Origin of the sequence: Arthrobacter sp. OV608, from assembly GCA_900110595.1 — a bacterium.
In the GTDB taxonomy this organism is placed as follows: Bacteria; Actinomycetota; Actinomycetes; order Actinomycetales; family Micrococcaceae; genus Arthrobacter.
Genome location: FOEZ01000017.1, coordinates 37,669 through 53,808 on the forward strand (window position 1 = coordinate 37,669; position 16,140 = coordinate 53,808).

The 16,140-nt window shown below is 66.2% G+C and carries 15 protein-coding genes; 8 read left to right on the top strand and 7 right to left on the bottom strand.

What is annotated here, in order from left to right; translation table 11 throughout:
* The first annotated feature begins 40 nt into the window (after window positions 1–40).
* A complete protein-coding gene (locus BMX78_RS18110; protein ID WP_286139124.1) occupies window positions 41–616 on the top strand; it encodes a TetR-like C-terminal domain-containing protein in 576 nt (191 codons plus the stop codon).
* A gap of 150 nt (window positions 617–766) precedes the next feature.
* Here BMX78_RS18110 and BMX78_RS18115 read toward each other — a convergent pair whose 3' ends face one another.
* Both BMX78_RS18115 and BMX78_RS18120 read right to left on the bottom strand, forming a co-directional pair.
* Complete coding sequence (locus tag BMX78_RS18115) at window positions 767–1,459, bottom strand: SRPBCC family protein (RefSeq protein WP_091422381.1); 693 nt, start codon at window positions 1,457–1,459, stop codon at window positions 767–769.
* On the bottom strand, window positions 1,452–2,111 hold the full coding sequence (locus BMX78_RS18120) for a winged helix-turn-helix domain-containing protein (RefSeq protein ID WP_091422384.1): 660 nt from the start codon (window positions 2,109–2,111) through the stop codon (window positions 1,452–1,454). The genes BMX78_RS18115 and BMX78_RS18120 overlap by 8 nt, the downstream gene beginning before the upstream one ends.
* Before the next feature lie 99 nt (window positions 2,112–2,210).
* Between BMX78_RS18120 and BMX78_RS18125 the strand changes: the two genes are divergently transcribed.
* Together BMX78_RS18125 and BMX78_RS18130 are read left to right on the top strand one after the other, a co-directional pair.
* Window positions 2,211–3,188, top strand: coding sequence for an RluA family pseudouridine synthase (locus BMX78_RS18125; RefSeq protein ID WP_091422386.1), 978 nt, complete (start codon window positions 2,211–2,213; stop codon window positions 3,186–3,188).
* A 79-nt stretch (window positions 3,189–3,267) separates the two neighbouring features.
* Window positions 3,268–3,891 (top strand): DedA family protein, encoded by a 624-nt coding sequence (locus BMX78_RS18130; protein ID WP_091422503.1) that lies wholly within the window; start codon window positions 3,268–3,270, stop codon window positions 3,889–3,891.
* A 6-nt stretch (window positions 3,892–3,897) separates the two neighbouring features.
* Here BMX78_RS18130 and BMX78_RS18135 read toward each other — a convergent pair whose 3' ends face one another.
* The 3 genes from BMX78_RS18135 to BMX78_RS18145 form a co-directional block, all read right to left on the bottom strand.
* Window positions 3,898–4,203 (bottom strand): hypothetical protein, encoded by a 306-nt coding sequence (locus BMX78_RS18135; RefSeq protein WP_091422388.1) that lies wholly within the window; start codon window positions 4,201–4,203, stop codon window positions 3,898–3,900.
* Between the two features lie 114 nt (window positions 4,204–4,317).
* Window positions 4,318–7,128: a phosphoenolpyruvate carboxylase gene (ppc, locus tag BMX78_RS18140; RefSeq protein WP_091422391.1), complete on the bottom strand. Its 2,811-nt coding sequence runs from the start codon at window positions 7,126–7,128 to the stop codon at window positions 4,318–4,320.
* 123 nt (window positions 7,129–7,251) lie between these two features.
* Entirely contained in the window at window positions 7,252–7,785 is a 534-nt protein-coding gene (locus BMX78_RS18145; RefSeq protein ID WP_091422393.1) for a hypothetical protein, read from the bottom strand.
* Window positions 7,786–7,902: 117 nt separating this feature from the next.
* Between BMX78_RS18145 and BMX78_RS18150 the strand changes: the two genes are divergently transcribed.
* Complete coding sequence (locus BMX78_RS18150; protein WP_091422395.1) at window positions 7,903–8,739, top strand: DUF1684 domain-containing protein; 837 nt, start codon at window positions 7,903–7,905, stop codon at window positions 8,737–8,739.
* A gap of 84 nt (window positions 8,740–8,823) precedes the next feature.
* Here the strand turns inward: BMX78_RS18150 and BMX78_RS18155 are convergent, their stop codons facing one another.
* Window positions 8,824–10,029, bottom strand: a complete 1,206-nt coding sequence (locus BMX78_RS18155; RefSeq protein ID WP_091422398.1) for an acyl-CoA dehydrogenase family protein — start codon at window positions 10,027–10,029, stop codon at window positions 8,824–8,826.
* Window positions 10,026–10,832: a 3-hydroxyacyl-CoA dehydrogenase gene (locus tag BMX78_RS18160; RefSeq protein ID WP_091422400.1), complete on the bottom strand. Its 807-nt coding sequence runs from the start codon at window positions 10,830–10,832 to the stop codon at window positions 10,026–10,028. The genes BMX78_RS18155 and BMX78_RS18160 overlap by 4 nt, the downstream gene beginning before the upstream one ends.
* A 135-nt stretch (window positions 10,833–10,967) precedes the next feature.
* On the opposite strand from BMX78_RS18160, the gene BMX78_RS18165 reads away from it, so the two are divergent.
* The 4 genes from BMX78_RS18165 (at window position 10,968) to BMX78_RS18180 (ending at window position 16,136) form a co-directional block, all read left to right on the top strand.
* A complete protein-coding gene (locus BMX78_RS18165; RefSeq protein ID WP_091422402.1) occupies window positions 10,968–12,173 on the top strand; it encodes a glycoside hydrolase family 76 protein in 1,206 nt (401 codons plus the stop codon).
* A gap of 162 nt (window positions 12,174–12,335) precedes the next feature.
* Window positions 12,336–13,385, top strand: coding sequence for an iron ABC transporter substrate-binding protein (locus BMX78_RS18170; RefSeq protein ID WP_091422404.1), 1,050 nt, complete (start codon window positions 12,336–12,338; stop codon window positions 13,383–13,385).
* A 4-nt stretch (window positions 13,386–13,389) separates the two neighbouring features.
* Entirely contained in the window at window positions 13,390–14,982 is a 1,593-nt protein-coding gene (locus BMX78_RS18175) for an ABC transporter permease (protein WP_170850870.1), read from the top strand.
* A complete protein-coding gene (locus BMX78_RS18180) occupies window positions 14,979–16,136 on the top strand; it encodes an ABC transporter ATP-binding protein (protein ID WP_170850871.1) in 1,158 nt (385 codons plus the stop codon). The genes BMX78_RS18175 and BMX78_RS18180 overlap by 4 nt, the downstream gene beginning before the upstream one ends.
* Window positions 16,137–16,140 lie beyond the last annotated feature (4 nt).

Sequence of the window (16,140 nt, forward strand, 5' to 3'; positions counted from 1 at the left end):
TAACGACGTTACGAAACAAGGTTATGAAACAATGGAACCTATGGCAAGACCTGTGATTCATAACGATTCCCTGCGGCAGGAACTGCTCGCTGTCACCGCTGAACTGGTGGACCGTGACGGGCCCGCCAAGGTGACGCTGCGCGATGTGGCCGCAGCCGCACGGACGTCCACCACCGCCGTCTACTCGCTGTTCGGCGGGAAATCCCAGCTCCTCACCGCCGTGGTGGACCACGGATTCCAGTCCTTCCGGGACTCCCAAGTGGCTGCGGCCCCGGCGGGGCTGCAGGGCCTCGGCGTTGCCTACCGGGCGTGGGCCCTGGAGCACCGGGCGCTCTACCGGCTGATGTTCGGCGGGGCACTGGCCGCGTACGTGGATTGCCAGCCCAGCCCGGAAGTTTCCGCCGGTGCCATGGACCCGCTGATCGAAGCGGTGGCTTCCGCCCAGGCGTCGGGCGCCCTGCGGGCTGAACCTGTGGAAGAAGTGGCCTTCGCCATCTGGGGCCAGGTGCACGGCCTCGTGAGCCTGGAACTCGCGCAGGTTGGCCCACCCGGCGCCGACTGGGCCGCCGCCTACACGGCGGCCCTGGACGCAGTGGCCCGCGGCTGGGCCGCCTGACGCCGCCGCTTTTGACGCGCGCCACCACTTGCCGCACTAAAAATGCCTGACGCGGGGAATCTATCCACCGCACCAGGCATTTCACCCTACCGATTTGTAGTTCGCGGATCGCCGCCCTACAGGGCCCGCCGCTGCCCCTTCAGAACCCCTTTAGGCGTACACCTTCTCCAGGAAGTTGCCCCAGGCCTTAGCGGTGGTTTCGGTGTCACCGGCCCCGCTGAAATCGTGGACGGTCATTCCCACCGGCGCACCAAAGGTGTTGCGGCCGAAGAACCGGTAGAGCGCGTCCGAGGTGCGGATCCCCAGGAAATGCTCGTTGGAGAAGTCCACTTCGCCGCTCAGCCGGCCCACGCCGTCGAGCTCCAGCTCCACCTGCGACCCCGCGGCGGAGGATTCCACGCCCAGGGCCCGGCGCAGCTGCGCAAAGCCGTCCGGGTTCTGCGACGCGGCGGGCGCCTGGATATCGGTGAAGATCACGGGACGGCCGTCAAAATACTGCAGGTACTGGCCCAACGTGTGGAGGTAGAACTCGGTGTGCCGGGAGGCGCCGTCGTACTGCCCGTCCCAGTTGTCCGCGAAGATCCCGCTGTGGACGTAGTGCAGGCTTGCCCGGCCGCCCTCGAGCGGCTCCAGGACGTGCTCGAGCTGGTTGAACCAGCCGTCCGGGCCATCCATCCTGGACACGAGATGGCTCGGGTACTCCTCGACGGTTTTGACGTCCGGCCACTGGTCCGTGGGGAACATCCAGGCCGGAGTCCCTGCAGTCACGGCCTCCCATACCCGCTCCGGCGTGCCCGGCAGTTCGGTGTCATAGACGATCTCGAATTCGCGCTTGTCAGTCATTGTCCTGCTCCTTTGCTGTAGGGATTTCCGGGCTTTCCGGCGTTTCCTTGGTTGTTTTGAGAGTTGTTGCCTTGAGGACCGGGTGCAGCGCCACCACCAGCCGGTGCCGCCTGCCGCCGGACGCCCCGGCACCGCCGTCGTGATACTTGTCCACCAGGCGCGTGACCGCCACGCCCAGCTCCTCGGCGAAGGCGGCACGGTCAGCGGCGGTCCGGAAGGTAATCTCGCCGTCGATGGCGAAGGTGGCCAGCTTTTGCCGGGCAGCGGCGGCGCCGGCGATCAGCCTGCCCACCTCCTGGACCATCCGGCCGGCAAGTGCCAGCAGCCAGAAGGCTGAGAAGCGGTCCGAAAACCGGTGCGGATCCGGCGATACCGAGGACAGGGCTTGCGGTGATATCAGGTAGGAGGCCGCGCTGGCCTGGAGCACCCGCTCGGTCACATTGCCTTTGCGCCGTTCCTCCACCAGCTCCACCAGGCCGTGCCGCTCAAGCGCCTTGAGGTGGTAGTTGACCTTCTGCCGGGGCAGCCCCACCTTCACCGCGATCTGCGTGGCCGAGCCCGGATGCGACAGCTCGTGCAGGATCCGCGTCCGGACGGGATCCAGGGAAGCTTCCGCCGCTGCGGGGTCCTCGATGACTGCTATGTCCAACATGCTTCAAGTCTGCCAACCGACAACTTTTTTTGTCAAGAACTTTTTTATCATCGGTTGCTGAATCGATGATTCGGCCGCGCCACGTAGAATTGTCCGGTGATGCAATCCCCCCTCCCCGTACGCGAAGGCGTGAACGCAACCCGCCTGCGCCTGCCCGGTGAGGGGCCCTGGGACACCGCGATGGACTACATGATGCACCGCTGGGGCCACATCGATCCGCAGGGCATCGAAGACAGGTTCGACGCCGGCGAGATCGTTGGCGAGGGCGGCGTTCCCCTGGACCGGGGTACTCCCCTGACGGACCACACCTTCATCTGGTACTACCGGACCCTGCCGCCGGAGACCCGCATCCCCGTGGAGCTGTCCATCCTGCACCAGGACGAACACCTCCTGGTGGTGGACAAGCCGCACTTCCTGCCCACCACTCCCGGCGGGACCTACATCCAGGAATCCGCCCTGGTGCGGCTGCGCAACCAGCTGACTCTTCCGGACCTGATTCCCATGCACCGGCTGGACCGTATGACCGCAGGCGTGCTGCTGTTCTCCACCAACCCGGACACCCGGGGCAAGTACCAGGTGCTTTTTGAGAAGCGCCAGGTCCAGAAGGAATACGAGTGCGTGTCCGCAGCCGAGCCTGCGGAGGGGTACCCGGGGATCGAATTTCCCGTGGTGGTGCGCAACCGGATGACCAAGTCGCGCAGCTACCTGCTCGCCGAAGTGATCGAGGGCGAGCCCAACGCGGAGACGCGGATTGAGCAGCTGGCAACGTTCGACGGCGGCCCTGCAGCGCCCGGCACCGGCACCGCCGCTGCCGGGCCGGTTGATAACCCCCGCCGTGCGCTGTACCGGCTGGAGCCGCACACCGGCAAGACCCACCAGCTGCGGGTGCACATGGCTTCGCTCGGGCTGGGCATCATCAACGATGCCTTCTACCCGGACCTGCTGGACAAAGCTCCGGACGACTACACCAAACCCCTGCAGCTCCTGGCCCGGGGCATCCGGTTTGTGGACCCGATGTCCGGGAAACCGGTGGAGTACCGCAGCGGCCTGCAGCTCAGCGAGGCCGCGGGCGCCTGACCTGCGGAAAGGCCCAGTGGACGCACGGCTGCGGTAAACCTGTGGTCCCGGCAGGACCAATCTGCGATACCTTGTGGCCATGGACTTTGGCAGCGCTGACAGCTGGGGGGCGGCCATCTATTTCTGGATCATCCCCGTCGTGCTGGGCGATGCCATCTTCCCGCCCATCCCGTCCGAGATGGTGGTGATCACCGGCGGAGCGCTGTCCGCGGACGGCCGGGCCAACGTGTTCCTGGTGGTCGCACTGTCCGCCCTGGCGTCCTGGCTGGGCGACATGGTGGTGTTCCAGCTGTTCCGGCGCCGGCTGAGCCACGTCCTTGACCGCTGGAGATGGGGCCGCCGCGTCCATTCCGGGATCCACGAAGCCCTGGCCAAGGCCGGGCGATCTTCCACCTACGGCGCCATTATCGGAGCCAGGTTCATTCCCGGCGGACGGCTGGCCACCTCGGCTGCCGCGGGGATCGCCAACGTTTCCGTCCGCGGCTTCAGCCTGTGCGCCGGACTCGGCGCCGTGTTCTGGGCATGCTGGCTGGTGGGCCTGGGCTACTTCACCGGATCGGCCACCGGCCTGCCGTTCTGGGCCAGCTCCCTGATCGGGGTGGGGCTGGGGCTGGTGATCGGCGTCGTCGTCGGAATTATTGTTACGCGGCGCCGCGGCAACCGGTCCCCCGTCGTCGAAGAACCCGAGCCGCCCCTGCCGTAACGGAGTCTAGAGCGGCATCCAGCGGCCGCGGCTGCGCCGCAGGACCGTGAGGGAACCTGTCAGCGCAACGCGTTCGACGGCGTCGCGCATCATGGCTGCCGATTCGACCGCCTGGCGGTTCTCGCCGCTGTATTCGGTCGCCTCCACGAGGAAGCGCAGGTTCAGCTGCGGGACGCCGCCGGCAATCTGCAGCTGGTTGGACTCCACGTGGTGCCGTGTTCCCAGCGCCTCCACCGCTGCGTCCATCACGGCTTCGGGCGGGTTGCCGGGGCGCAGCCCGGTGATCTTCAGGCGGGTTTGGAACGAAGGCATGCCTTCAACCCTACCCAGACCCTCTCTCACTTAATGTCGGGAAATTCTTAACGCTCTCTTCAGAGTGAGAGGGCGTTAAGGAAAAAGCCGCATCAAGTGAGAGAGCGTTGCTGGTTACCCGGTGTTGCGGAGGCCTGCTGCCACGCCATTGACAGTAATCAGCATGGCCCGCTGGAGACGTTCATCGATCTCGCCTTCGCTGATGGTGCCGCTTTCGGCGCGCACGCGGCGCAGCAGTTCCACCTGCAGGTAGCTGATCGGATCCAGGTACTGGTCGCGGATCTCGAGGGAGCGCTTGAGCGTGGGCTGGGCGTCCAGGAGCAGCCGCTCGCCGGTGAGGTTCTGGACCTCCGCCACGGTCAGCTCGTACTCCTCCCGGATGGCCCGGAAGATGTGGTGCAGGTCTTCCGGGACGAGCGTGGACACGTAGTATCCGGCAATGTCCATGTCCGTCTTGGCGAGCGTCATCTCCACGTTTGAGAGCACCGACCGGAAGAAATGCCAGTTCTCCCACATGTCCACCAGTTGGGCGGTGTTGCCGGCCTCGCGGGCAGCCTTGAGCCCTGAGCCGACGCCGAACCAGCCCGGCACGATCTGGCGGGACTGGGTCCAGCCGAACACCCACGGGATGGCGCGCAGGCCGCCGAGGCCCGCACCGGAATCCGGGCGCTTTGAGGGGCGGGAGCCGATGTTCAGCGATCCCAGCTGCTCCACAGGGGTGGAGGACATAAAGTACGCGGGCAGGTCCGGATCGTCGATCAATTTCCGGTACCGGTCAAAGGCGGCATCGGAGATGGTTTCCATGACGTGCCCGTACCGTTCGCGCTGGTCCGCAGAGGTCCGCGGATCGCGGTGCAGGGCCGAGCCCTGGAGCACGGCGGCGAGGGACAGCTCGAGGTTTTCGCGGGCCAGTTCTGGCAGCGAGTACTTGTCCGAGATGACTTCGCCCTGCTCGGTGAACTTGATCTCGCCTTCCAGGACGCCGTTGGGCTGGGCCAGGATGGCGTCGTAGGTGGGTCCGCCGCCGCGGCCCACGGATCCGCCGCGGCCGTGGAACAGGCGCACGCGGACGCCGTGCTTGGCAGCCACGTCCCGCAGCTTGCGCTGGGTCTTGTGGATCTCCCACTGGCTGGTCATCACGCCGGATTCCTTGTTGGAGTCCGAGTAGCCCAGCATGATCTCCTGGACGTCCCCGCGCAGCCGCACCAGTTCGCGGTAGGACGGATCGGACAGCAGCCGGTCCACGATCTCGGCCGAGGCGCGGAGCTCCTCCACCGTTTCCAGCAGCGGCGCGAACCCGATCTTCGCGTGGGGCTTTTCGCCGAAGAGGTTCACCAGGCCGGCTTCGCGCGCCAGGACGGCGGCGGCGAGGACGTCGTCCGCGCCGCGGGTCATGGAGATGATGTACGTCTCGATGACGTCCGGACCGTAGGTGCGCAGGGCCCGGCGGATCTCACGGAAGACGTCGTACGTGCCGTCAGCGGCGCCGTCGAGCTTGATGGGGTGGCCGGACAGCGGACGGCGGGAGGCGAGCTCGGAACCGAGCACCTCGAAGCGTTCCTCACGGCTCAGTTCGGCGTAGCGGAGGCCGGGGCCGCCGATCCGGTCCATCAGCTGGCCCACGGCGTCGTGGTGGTGGTCGGCGTGTTCGCGGATGTCCAGGGTGGCCAGGTGCAGGCCGAAGGAGGCGATGGCGCGGCGGACGCGGGCCAGGGCACCGTCCGCGGCGAGCGACGCCGAGTGGTTGCGGAGCGAGAGTTCCAGTAGTTCGAGGTCCGCCAGGAGTTCGTCGGTGCCGTTGTAGTCCCGGCCGTGCTCGTGGTTGGAGTCTGCGGCGACGCGTTTGCCGGTGTTGATGAGTTTGGCCTTGATGCAGGTGAGCTTCAGCCGGTAAGGCTCCTGCGCGTTCAGCTCAAGAACCCGGCGGTCCAGGCCCGGCAGCTTCTTCAGGTCCGCGTCGATGGACTCAAACAGTTGCTGGTCCGCCCCGGCGAGGGTGGTGGAGTTGGAGAGGATGGAGATCAGTTCGTCGATCATGGCGATGCTGATCCGGACTGCGTGCTGGTTCTGGATCTGCAGGATTTCCCGGGTCACTGCCGCGGTGACGTTGGGGTTGCCGTCGCGGTCGCCGCCGATCCAGGAGCCAAACCGGATGGGGGCTTCCTTGGACGCCAGGCTGACGCCGTGCTCGCCCAGCAGTTCGGAAAATTCGGCCAGCATTTCGGGCATGGCGTCGGTGAGGATGCCGCCCAGGTAGTAGATGGCGTTGCGGGCCTCGTCCACCGGGGTGGGCCGGACCTGGCGGAGTTCATCGGTCTGCCACATCTGGTCGATGATTTCGGCCAGCTGGCGGTCCTGGCGGCGGCGGGCCGTGGTGCCTTCGGCCGTGGGCTGGGCCAGGACGTCGGAAAGCTTGCGGATCTTGTCCAGCACGGAACGGCGGGAGGCCTCGGTGGGGTGGGCGGTGAAGATGGGCCGCACATCAAGCCCGTTCACTACTTCCTGAAGGACGCTGGGGCCGGCCTGGGCGGCGATCTCGTTGACGGTCTTGGCCAGCCAGCCGTCCTTCTCCGCGCGGGTCCGCAGGCCCCGCACCCGGTGCACCTGCTCGGCGGCGTTGGCGAGGTGGAAGTAGAAGGCGAAGGCACGCACCAGGTCCGTGGCCTGCTCGATGGGCAGGGAGCCGAGGAGTTCGCGGACCTGTGCCACGACGTCGTGCGCGCTCCAGGGGCCGGTGGCATCGGCGCCGCCGCGGGCGGCTTCTTTGGATTCCTTGGTGAGGAGGCGGACCTGCTCCACCAGGTCCAGGAGCTCAGGCCCGTGCTGGCGGACCAGGGATTCGCCCAGCAGGGTGGAGACACGGCGGACGTCTGCCCTCAGTTCGGAGGCAAGGTCTGATTCGGGATGTGCTGCAGTGTGAGCCATGGAAGCTATCTTTCGAGGGTTTCGGACCGGGCTCGTACACTGCGCTGGATACTGTGAGCCACGTTACTAGCTAAAGATGCTACCCGCAGCGCGGCGTCACCGGGGAATCCGTCTCAGATAATGTCATTCGGGAAGGTAACCTACGTGCCGCTTCACGCGCTCAAGTTCCGCCCGCAGACCCGCCACTTCGCTGCCATAGGCGGCAAGTTCGGCATTACGCCGCCTGACCGCCCGCATGCTGGCTGCCAGGACCAGCAGGCCCACCGGCACGCACGCTGCAAAGGCCCAGCCGGCCGCGGCGAAAAAGTCGAGAGCCACCGGAAGCGCGGACTGGAAGTCCATAAAGCCGTTGACGCCGTCCGCCATGTCCCCGAGGGCCCCTTGCAGCGGCTTCAGGAAGTCCCCCACCACCGGGGCCTCCGTCAGGTTGGGCGGGCGGACTTCCTGCCCGGTGCTGCCCCACCGCTGGTCACCCACGTGGTTCAGGACGTAAATTCCGGCGCCCACGCTCGCGGCGATAAACACCAGCAAGGCTGCCAGCAGCGCCTGGTCCGGCCGGCGCCGCCGCCAGGCAAGCATCGCCGCCCCGCACACCAGGGCAGCGATCCAGGTCAGGGCTTTGAGCCAGTCAGTGCTTATTGTTCCCAGGATATCCACGCCACTATTCAACAGTGCGGACGGCCTCGGGGTTGGCATCCAGGAGCCGCGTTCTACGGAACGAAAGCCGGTACAGTGCCGTTGTAGCCGGGGCATAACGAACCTCCGAAGGGAACCATGAACACCATTCCAGCCGCCAAGGCCGAGCGCTGGCAGCGCTTCCGCGACAACCGGGACAAGGCCCTGGCCGCCCGCCACGGCTGGCTGACCCTCACGTCCTTCCAGTGGCTTGAAGACTCTCCGGCCGCCGTCGACCTGGTGCCCGGCCTCTGGTCCACGGACGGTACGACGGCGTCACTCACCGCAGTGCCCGCGGACGGTTTGACGCTGGTGGAGTCAGGGCAATCGGTGGCTGGGACCATAACGGCGTCCCTCGCCGACGAAGAATCACTGATGTGGGTCCAGTTCGGTGGTAAGGACGGCGCCCGGGTGGTGGTTGAGCTGGCCATGCGGGGCGGCCGCTACGCCATCCGGACCAGGGACTCGGAATCCCCTGTTTTCACCGAATTCCAGGGCGTTCCCACCTACCCGTACAACCCGGACTGGGAAATTACTGGCCGGTTCGAGCCCTATCCGGAGCCGGTAAACATTCCGATCGCCACTGCCAACCCGCTGGTGGACGGCATCCACCGGACAGTGGGCGAGGTGGTGTTCCGTGTGCCGGGAAGTCCGCACGAAATGCGGCTGCAGGCGGAGGAGGAAAAGCTCGGGGCCCTGACTGTCACGTTCCACGACGAAACCAACGGCGAAACCACCGACGACTGGCGCAAGCTCACCATGCCCCGGCCACGGCACGATGCGGCCGGAAACCCATCCGTGGTCCTCGATTTCAACCGGGCCATCAACTACCCCAGCGCTTTTACGCCCTATGGAACCTGCCCCATGCCGGTGAAGAACAACTCGCTGGACGTGCGCGTGGAGGCCGGCGAGATGCAGCCGTACCCCAGTGAGTGAACCTGCCGGAATCCCGGTGAGTGAACCCGCCGGAATCCCGGTGATTGAGCCTGTCGAAATCCGACTTGCTCAACCACTGGAACGTCAGACGATCGCCGAAAGTCCGGTAATGGCCCGCCCCACGATCAAGGTGTTGATCTCGAACGATCCTTCGTACGTGTAGATGGCCTCCGCGTCCGAGAAGATCTTCGCCATCCGGTAATCGGTGACAATCCCGTTTCCGCCCAGGATTGACCTCCCCAGGGCCACGGTCTCACGCATCCGCGCGCTCAGGTAGGACTTGGCGAGCGCCACCTGCGGCATGTCCGCGGCGCCGGCCTCCTGCAGCCTTGCAAGCCCGGCCATCATGCCCATGCTGGCCACGGCGTTGCCCAGCATGGTCACCAATTGCTGCTGGACCAGCTGGAACTGTGCCAGCGGGCGGCCGAATTGTTGGCGCTCCACGGCGTACTGCCGGGCGACGTCGAAGGCCGCCAGCTGCTGGCCCACCGTCTGCCAGGCCACCATGATTCGCGAGCCGCGCAGCAGTTCGTTGGTGTCATCGAAACTGCTGATGGCGGCGAAGCGGTCCGCCTCAGCTACCCGCACGTCGTCGAAGACGATGTCCGCATTCTGCACGGTCCGCAGCGCGATCTTGTTTTCGATCCGCGTCCGGGTAACCCCCGGCAGGGTGGCATCAACAATGAAGCCCCGCACCGAACCGTCCGCCTCGTCGCGCGCCCACACCAGCATGTAGTCGCAGAACGTCCCGTTGCCGATCCACCGCTTGGCACCGTTCAGCACCCAGGTGTCTCCGCCGTCGTCGGCCCTGCCTGTTGCGGAAGAAATCCGCCGGGCGCGCGTCTCCATGCCGCCTGCCACATCAGAACCATGGTTCGGTTCGGTGAGGGCGAACGCGCCGGTGATCCGCAGGTTTGCGGCGTCGTCCAGCAGCCGCCGCTTCTGGCCTGGGCTGCCGAAGGCGTACAGCGACTCAACGAAGAGATCGTGATGGACCAGGAAAAACGTGGCAATGGACGTGTCCACCCGCGTCATCTCGGCGATCACCAGGCCGGCGAACAGGTGGCTGTATCCCCGCTGCGCAGGGGTGCTCAGCTGCAGGGCCGCGAGTTTGGGCAGGATGTGCGCCGGAAATTCAGCCTTGTTCCACCAGTCGCCGGCATAGGGAGCGATCTCCGCGGCCAGGAACTCCCGCAATTCAGCCAGCTTGTCCCGCTCCGCCTGGTTCAGCAGGGATTCGACGGCGAAAAAATCCGCCGACGGCAACGCGTCAGTTTTAGGAAGGGTCATTTCGGTCCCATCCGGATGGCGCCGTCCAGCCGGATGGTCTCGCCGTTCAGCATCGCGTTGTCCACGATATGCGCCACGAGGTTCGCGTACTCGGCAGGCTTGCCCAGCCGCGAGGGGTGCGGCACCTGGGCGCCCAACGAATCCTGGGCTTCCTGCGGCAGGCCCGCCATCATGGGTGTTTCGAAAATCCCCGGCGCGATGGTGACCACCCGCACCAGCGAGCGCGCCAGCTCCCGTGCAACAGGCAAGGTCATCGCCGCCACGGCACCTTTGGAGGCCGCGTAGGCGGGTTGCCCGATCTGCCCTTCAAAAGCTGCTACCGAGGCGGTATTGATGATGACGCCGCGTTCGGGTCCACCCAGCTCCGAGGTGACGGGCTCGGTGGACACCATGGCTGCCGCTGCCAGCCGCAGCACGTTGAACGTACCCAGGAGGTTGACCTGGATCACCCGGTTGAACGCCTCCAGCGGAAGCACGCCATCCCGGCCCAACACCTTGCCCGGGGTGGCAATGCCGGCGCAGTTCACCACGATGCGGAGCGGGCCCAGCTCCTGGGCGGCGTCGACGGCGGCCTGCACCTGCGTTTCGTTGGTGACGTCCGCGGGGACAAAGACGGCGGACTGATCCGTTTCGCCGCTGTCTGCTGTTCCGCCGTTCAGCTCCGCGGCAAACGCTTCACCGGCAGAGGATGGAAGGTCAACAAGAACCACCGAGGCTCCGGCGCCGAACAGCCTGCGGGCAGTAGCTGCGCCCAGACCCGAGGCACCTCCCGTGATCAGCGCAACGCTGCCTGTGACGTCCATACATCCTCCTTGATGTGCGCGCGCTCCGGCCGAAGTCCACGAAGCGTTAGTTAGTGAATGTTAACTGAAATCACCCCGCCCACGCACCATCCGGCGTTGCCCGGCCCTGCCGTGGGCGCGGCTAGGGTGGATGCCATGACTTCCGCGGATGCTTCCACTCCCGTTGACTGGCACGAAAGGGCCAACGAGGCCGCACTGTCAGTCACCGCACTCTTTGGCAGGAGGCTGTTCTTCTTGCCGGGCACACATCTTGGCGCCGTCCAGTGGCCCGTTCCCGGCTGGCGCGACGACATCAAGGGCAAACTGCTCCAGCCCTGGCACTACTGGTGGCAGGCCCACTACGTTGACTGCCTGGTGGATGCGGGCCGCCGGGAACTGGACAACGCCGCCACCCCTGCCGCAAGGTTCAACGGCCCGGAGCATCCCAGCGCCGGAAGGCTCGCCTCCCGGCTGATGACCGGGATCCGGCTGCGCAACGCCCTGACGTTCGTCAACAACTACTACGACGACATGGCCTGGCTTGCCCTGGCCACCCTTCGGCTGGACACACTCGCGGAGGAGACGCGCCGGCCGGGGCGGCGGCGCAACGAGGCCGTCCGCAGGACCCTCACCCTCCAGTTCGATGCGGCGTGCACTGATGACCTGGGCGGCGGTTCCTATTGGAGCAAGAAACGCGATTTCAAGAACACGCCGGCCACCGCACCAGTTGCCCTCTTCTATGCCCGCACGGGGCAGCCGGCGAAGGCGCAACGGCTGTTGGACTGGCTAAATGCGACCCTCTTGGACGAGGAGCAGGGCCTGTACCTTGACGGCGCCCGGCTGGGCCCGGACGGGAATGTGGTGATCGAGCGGGCCGTCTACACCTACAACCAAGGCCCTGTCCTGGGCGCACTCCTTGAGCTGGGCGGTGAGGCGAACCTTGCCAGGGCGGCTGCACTGGTGGCGGCGGTGGAGCGCCGCCTGACTGTTCCGGCAGGTGAATCAGGCGGGGCCGGGCCGGTCCTTCGCTGTGAAGGAACGGGCGACGGCGGGCTCTTCACCGGGATCCTGTGCCGGTACCTGGCGCTGGCTGCTGCGGACAGCCGGCTCCCTGCGGGTACGCGGGAAGCAGCGTCCGGGCTGGTCAGGAATACGGCAGCTGCTTTTTGGACCGGACGGCGCCCTGTGGAGAGCATCGAGGCCGGCAGCCCCGGACATGCTGCAAGCATTTTTTCGATGCAGGCGGACCAGCCGGCGGACCAGTTGTACCCGCCCGGAAACGCCGTGGAACTTTCCACCCAGCTCCAGGCATGGATGACGTTGGAAGCGGCCGCGTCCCTGGAGTCAAGGATCAGGAATTAAGTCACGCCATAGTCACGTAATTTTTGAGAGCCTCGTCACAAATAGCCGCTTCCGGCTATATTCTTAGGTTTGCCTACCCTACAGTTCCTTGCGTGGGCATCTTCTCCGAAAGCCCATGGGGGCTTCGTTCCCCGAGACTTTTCCCCAGAAAGCAGCTCCTTAATGAAGATCCGCAACCGCGCCCTGGCTGGCATCGCAATCGCCGCCAGCGCCGCCCTCGGCCTGTCCGCCTGTGGCGGCAGTGGTACCCCCGCAGCCAATGGAACATCCGAAGCAGCAGAGTCGGGCGGCATCACCGTATACAACGCCCAGCATGAGAGCCTGACCAAGGAATGGATCGACGCCTTCACGGCCGAGACCGGCATCAAGGTCACCATGCGCCAGGGTTCGGACACTGAGCTGTCCAACCAGATCATCCAGGAAGGCGCCGCGTCGCCGGCGGATGTGTTCCTCACTGAGAACTCCCCCGCCATGACGCAGGTCGAAAACGCTGGCCTCTTTGCCGACGTTGACAAAGAAACCCTCAAGCAGGTCCCCGCAGAGTTCGTTCCCTCCACCGGCAAGTGGACCGGCATCGCCGCCCGCTCCACCGTCCTGGTGTACGACAAGAACAAGCTCACCGAGGACAAGCTCCCCAAGTCCATGCTTGACCTGGCCAACCCGGAGTGGAAGGGCAAGTGGGCTGCTTCGCCCACCGGCGCCGACTTCCAGGCCATCGTTTCGGCACTGCTCGAACTCAAGGGCGAGGCCGCCACTGAGGAATGGCTCAAGGGCATGAAGGAGAACTTCAAGGCCTACAAGGGCAACAGCACGGCCATGAAGGCAGTCAACGCCGGTGAAGTGGATGCAGCCCTCATCTACCACTACTACTACTACGGTGACCAGGCCAAGACCGGCGAGAACTCGCAGAACGTCGCTCCGTACTACTTCAAGAACCAGGACCCGGGCGCCTTCCTGTCCGTCTCCGGCGGCGGCGTGCTGAAGTCCTCCAAGAACGCTGAAGCTGCGCAGCAGTTCCTGAAGTTCATCACCGGCAAGAAGGGCCAGGAAGTCCTGAAGAACGGCACCTCCTTCGAATACGCCATCGCGTCGGAGGTTGCCGCCAACGACAAACTGGTTCCCATCAAGGACCTGCAGGCCCCCGCGGTTGATGCAGCCAAGCTGAACTCCACGAAGGTCACCGATCTGATGACCAAGGCCGGACTCCTCTAATACCGTGAGCACCGATCTATCGGCTCCCCCGTCAGGGAAGGGCACGACGACGGCGGGCCGGGGCAAGCAGCCCCGCCCGCCTTTCGGCGTTTCAGCGGTGTCCGTCCTGGCCGTACTGATCGCCTTCTTCTCCCTGGTGCCCCTGGGGTACGTGGCGTACATGACCGCGGCAACCGGGTGGGACACCGGCGTCGGCCTGATTTTCCGGCCCAGGGTGCTCGAACTGCTGCTCAACACGCTGCTGCTCACCGTCATTACGGTGCCGCTGTGCCTCCTCCTGGGGGTGGCCGGCGCGTGGCTGGTGGAACGCACAACGCTGCGCGGGCACCGGATCTGGGCTGTGCTCCTGGCCGCCCCGCTGGCAATCCCGGCCTTCGTCAACAGCTACGGCTGGGTCTCGGCGGTGCCGTCCCTGGGCGGCTTGGGCTCCGGCGTACTCATTGCGACGCTCTCCTACTTTCCCCTGGTGTACATTCCCGCTGCCGCGTCCCTGAGCCGGCTGGACCCCGCCATCGAGCAGTCGGCGGCGGCGCTGGGCCTGGGCAACTGGGCCACGTTCTTCCGGGTGGTACTCCCCCAGCTCCGCATCGCCATGACCGGCGGCGCCCTGCTGGTGGGGCTGCACCTGCTGGCTGAGTACGGGGCATTCGCCATGATCCGCTTCGATACCTTTACCACCGCGATCATGGTGCAGTACCAGTCCACGTTCAACGGCGCCGCGGGCAACATGCTGGCCAGCGTCCTGGTGTTCTTTTGCCTGCTCCTGCTGCTGGCCGAAGTCCGCAGCCGCGGCTCGGCCAGGTACGCCCGGGTGGGACCCGGTGCGCAGGCCAAGGCACTGCGGTTACCGCTGCGCGGATACCAGCTTCCCGCCCAGGCCTTCCTGCTGGCGCTGACCCTGCTCGCCGTGGGGCTTCCCCTGTTCTTCGTCCTGCGCTGGACTGCCCTGGGAGGCGCGCCCGTATGGGCGGCTGCGGAGTTCCTGCCCGCCCTCACCACAACCCTGGCCTACGGGCTTGCCGGCGCGGCCGCCACCACGGTTGTGGGGTTTCCGATGGCTTACCTCGCAGTCCGCCACCCCAGCTGGTTCAGCAAGTCCCTGGAGCTCTCCAACTACGTCACCAGCTCAATGCCTGGCATTGTGGTGGGCCTGGCCTTTGTCACCGTCAGCATCCGCGTGGTTCCGGGCATCTACCAGACCGCCGGCGTACTGGTGGCGGCCTACGTGCTGTTGTTCCTCCCGCGCGCCCTGGTCAGCCTGCGGGCAGGGCTCGCCCAGGCACCCAAGGAGCTGGACGAGGCTGCGCAGTCCCTGGGCAAGCCGCCGCTGGCCGCGTTCCTTCGGGTCACCCTGCGGTTGACCGCACCTGCCGCTGCCGGCGGCGCCGCCCTGGTTTTCCTTGCCATCACCAACGAGCTCACCGCCACGCTGCTGCTGTCCCCCAACGGGACGCGCACCCTGGCCACCGAGTTCTGGAGCAAGAGCAGCGAGATCGACTACGCGGGAGCAGCGCCCTATGCGCTGCTGATGATCCTGCTCTCGGCACCCATGACGTACCTCCTTTTCCAACAGTCCAAGAAAGTGGCCGGACAGTGACAGCACAATCCACCTCACGGCTGCCGGAGCCAAGGATCGCCCCGTCCGTGGCAGCCAGCACCAACACACACCTGGAGATCGCCGGTGTCACCAAGAACTTCGGCTCGCAGGACGTCCTGCGGGGGGTGAACCTTTTAGTGGCCAAGGGGGGAACCACGGCAATCGTTGGTCCCTCCGGATCGGGCAAAACCACGCTCCTGCGGCTGATAGCGGGCTTCGAGCAACCGTTGGCTGGCAGCATCGCGCTGAACGGCAGCACGGTGGCCGGCGATGGTGTCTGGGTGCCGGCGCATAAGCGGAAGATCGGCTATGTGGCGCAGGACGGAGCGCTCTTCCCGCACCTGACAGTGGCCCAGAACGTGGCGTTCGGACTGGATCCGGCAAAGCGCCCCGGAGGCCGCCGCGGCGTCGCCGGCAGGGTGGGTGAACTGCTGGAGATGGTGTCCCTGGATCCTGACATGGCGAAGCGCCGCCCGCACCAGCTTTCCGGCGGGCAGCAGCAGCGGGTGGCCCTTGCCCGCGCGCTGGCACGCGAACCCGAACTGATGCTCCTCGATGAGCCGTTTTCCGCCCTTGATGCAGGCCTCCGGGTAGCCACCCGCAGGGCTGTGGCCCAGGTCCTGGCCGAAACGGGCGTCACCACCATCCTGGTAACCCACGACCAGGCGGAGGCCCTGTCCTTCGCCGATCAGGTGGCGGTGATGCGCGGCGGGAAACTTGCCCAGACCGGCAACCCCTTTGTGGTGTACACCCGCCCGGCCGACCGCGCCACCGCAGAGTTCCTGGGAGACGCCGTCATCCTCGATGCCTGGATGGAAGGTTCGCTGGCCACGTGTTCCCTGGGCGGCATCCCTGTCCGCCGGCCGCCTGCCCAGGGCCGGGTGCAGCTGATGCTCCGGCCCGAACAGATCCGGATTGCCGAGGACAGCCCCATCCGCGGCGTTGTGGTGGACACGGACTACTTCGGCCCGGAAACCACGGTGCGGCTGAAGCTGGCGCTTCCGCCCGAGCTTGCCGGCGGTGCAGACCACCGGTACCCGGGCGGGGGCGAGATCATCACCATCCGGCACTGGAACGCCTCCATCGCACGGCCCGGGATGGAGCTGTGCCTTCGGGTGGTGGGCGAAGGCGTGGCGTTTCCCATCGAACCCTGACCGG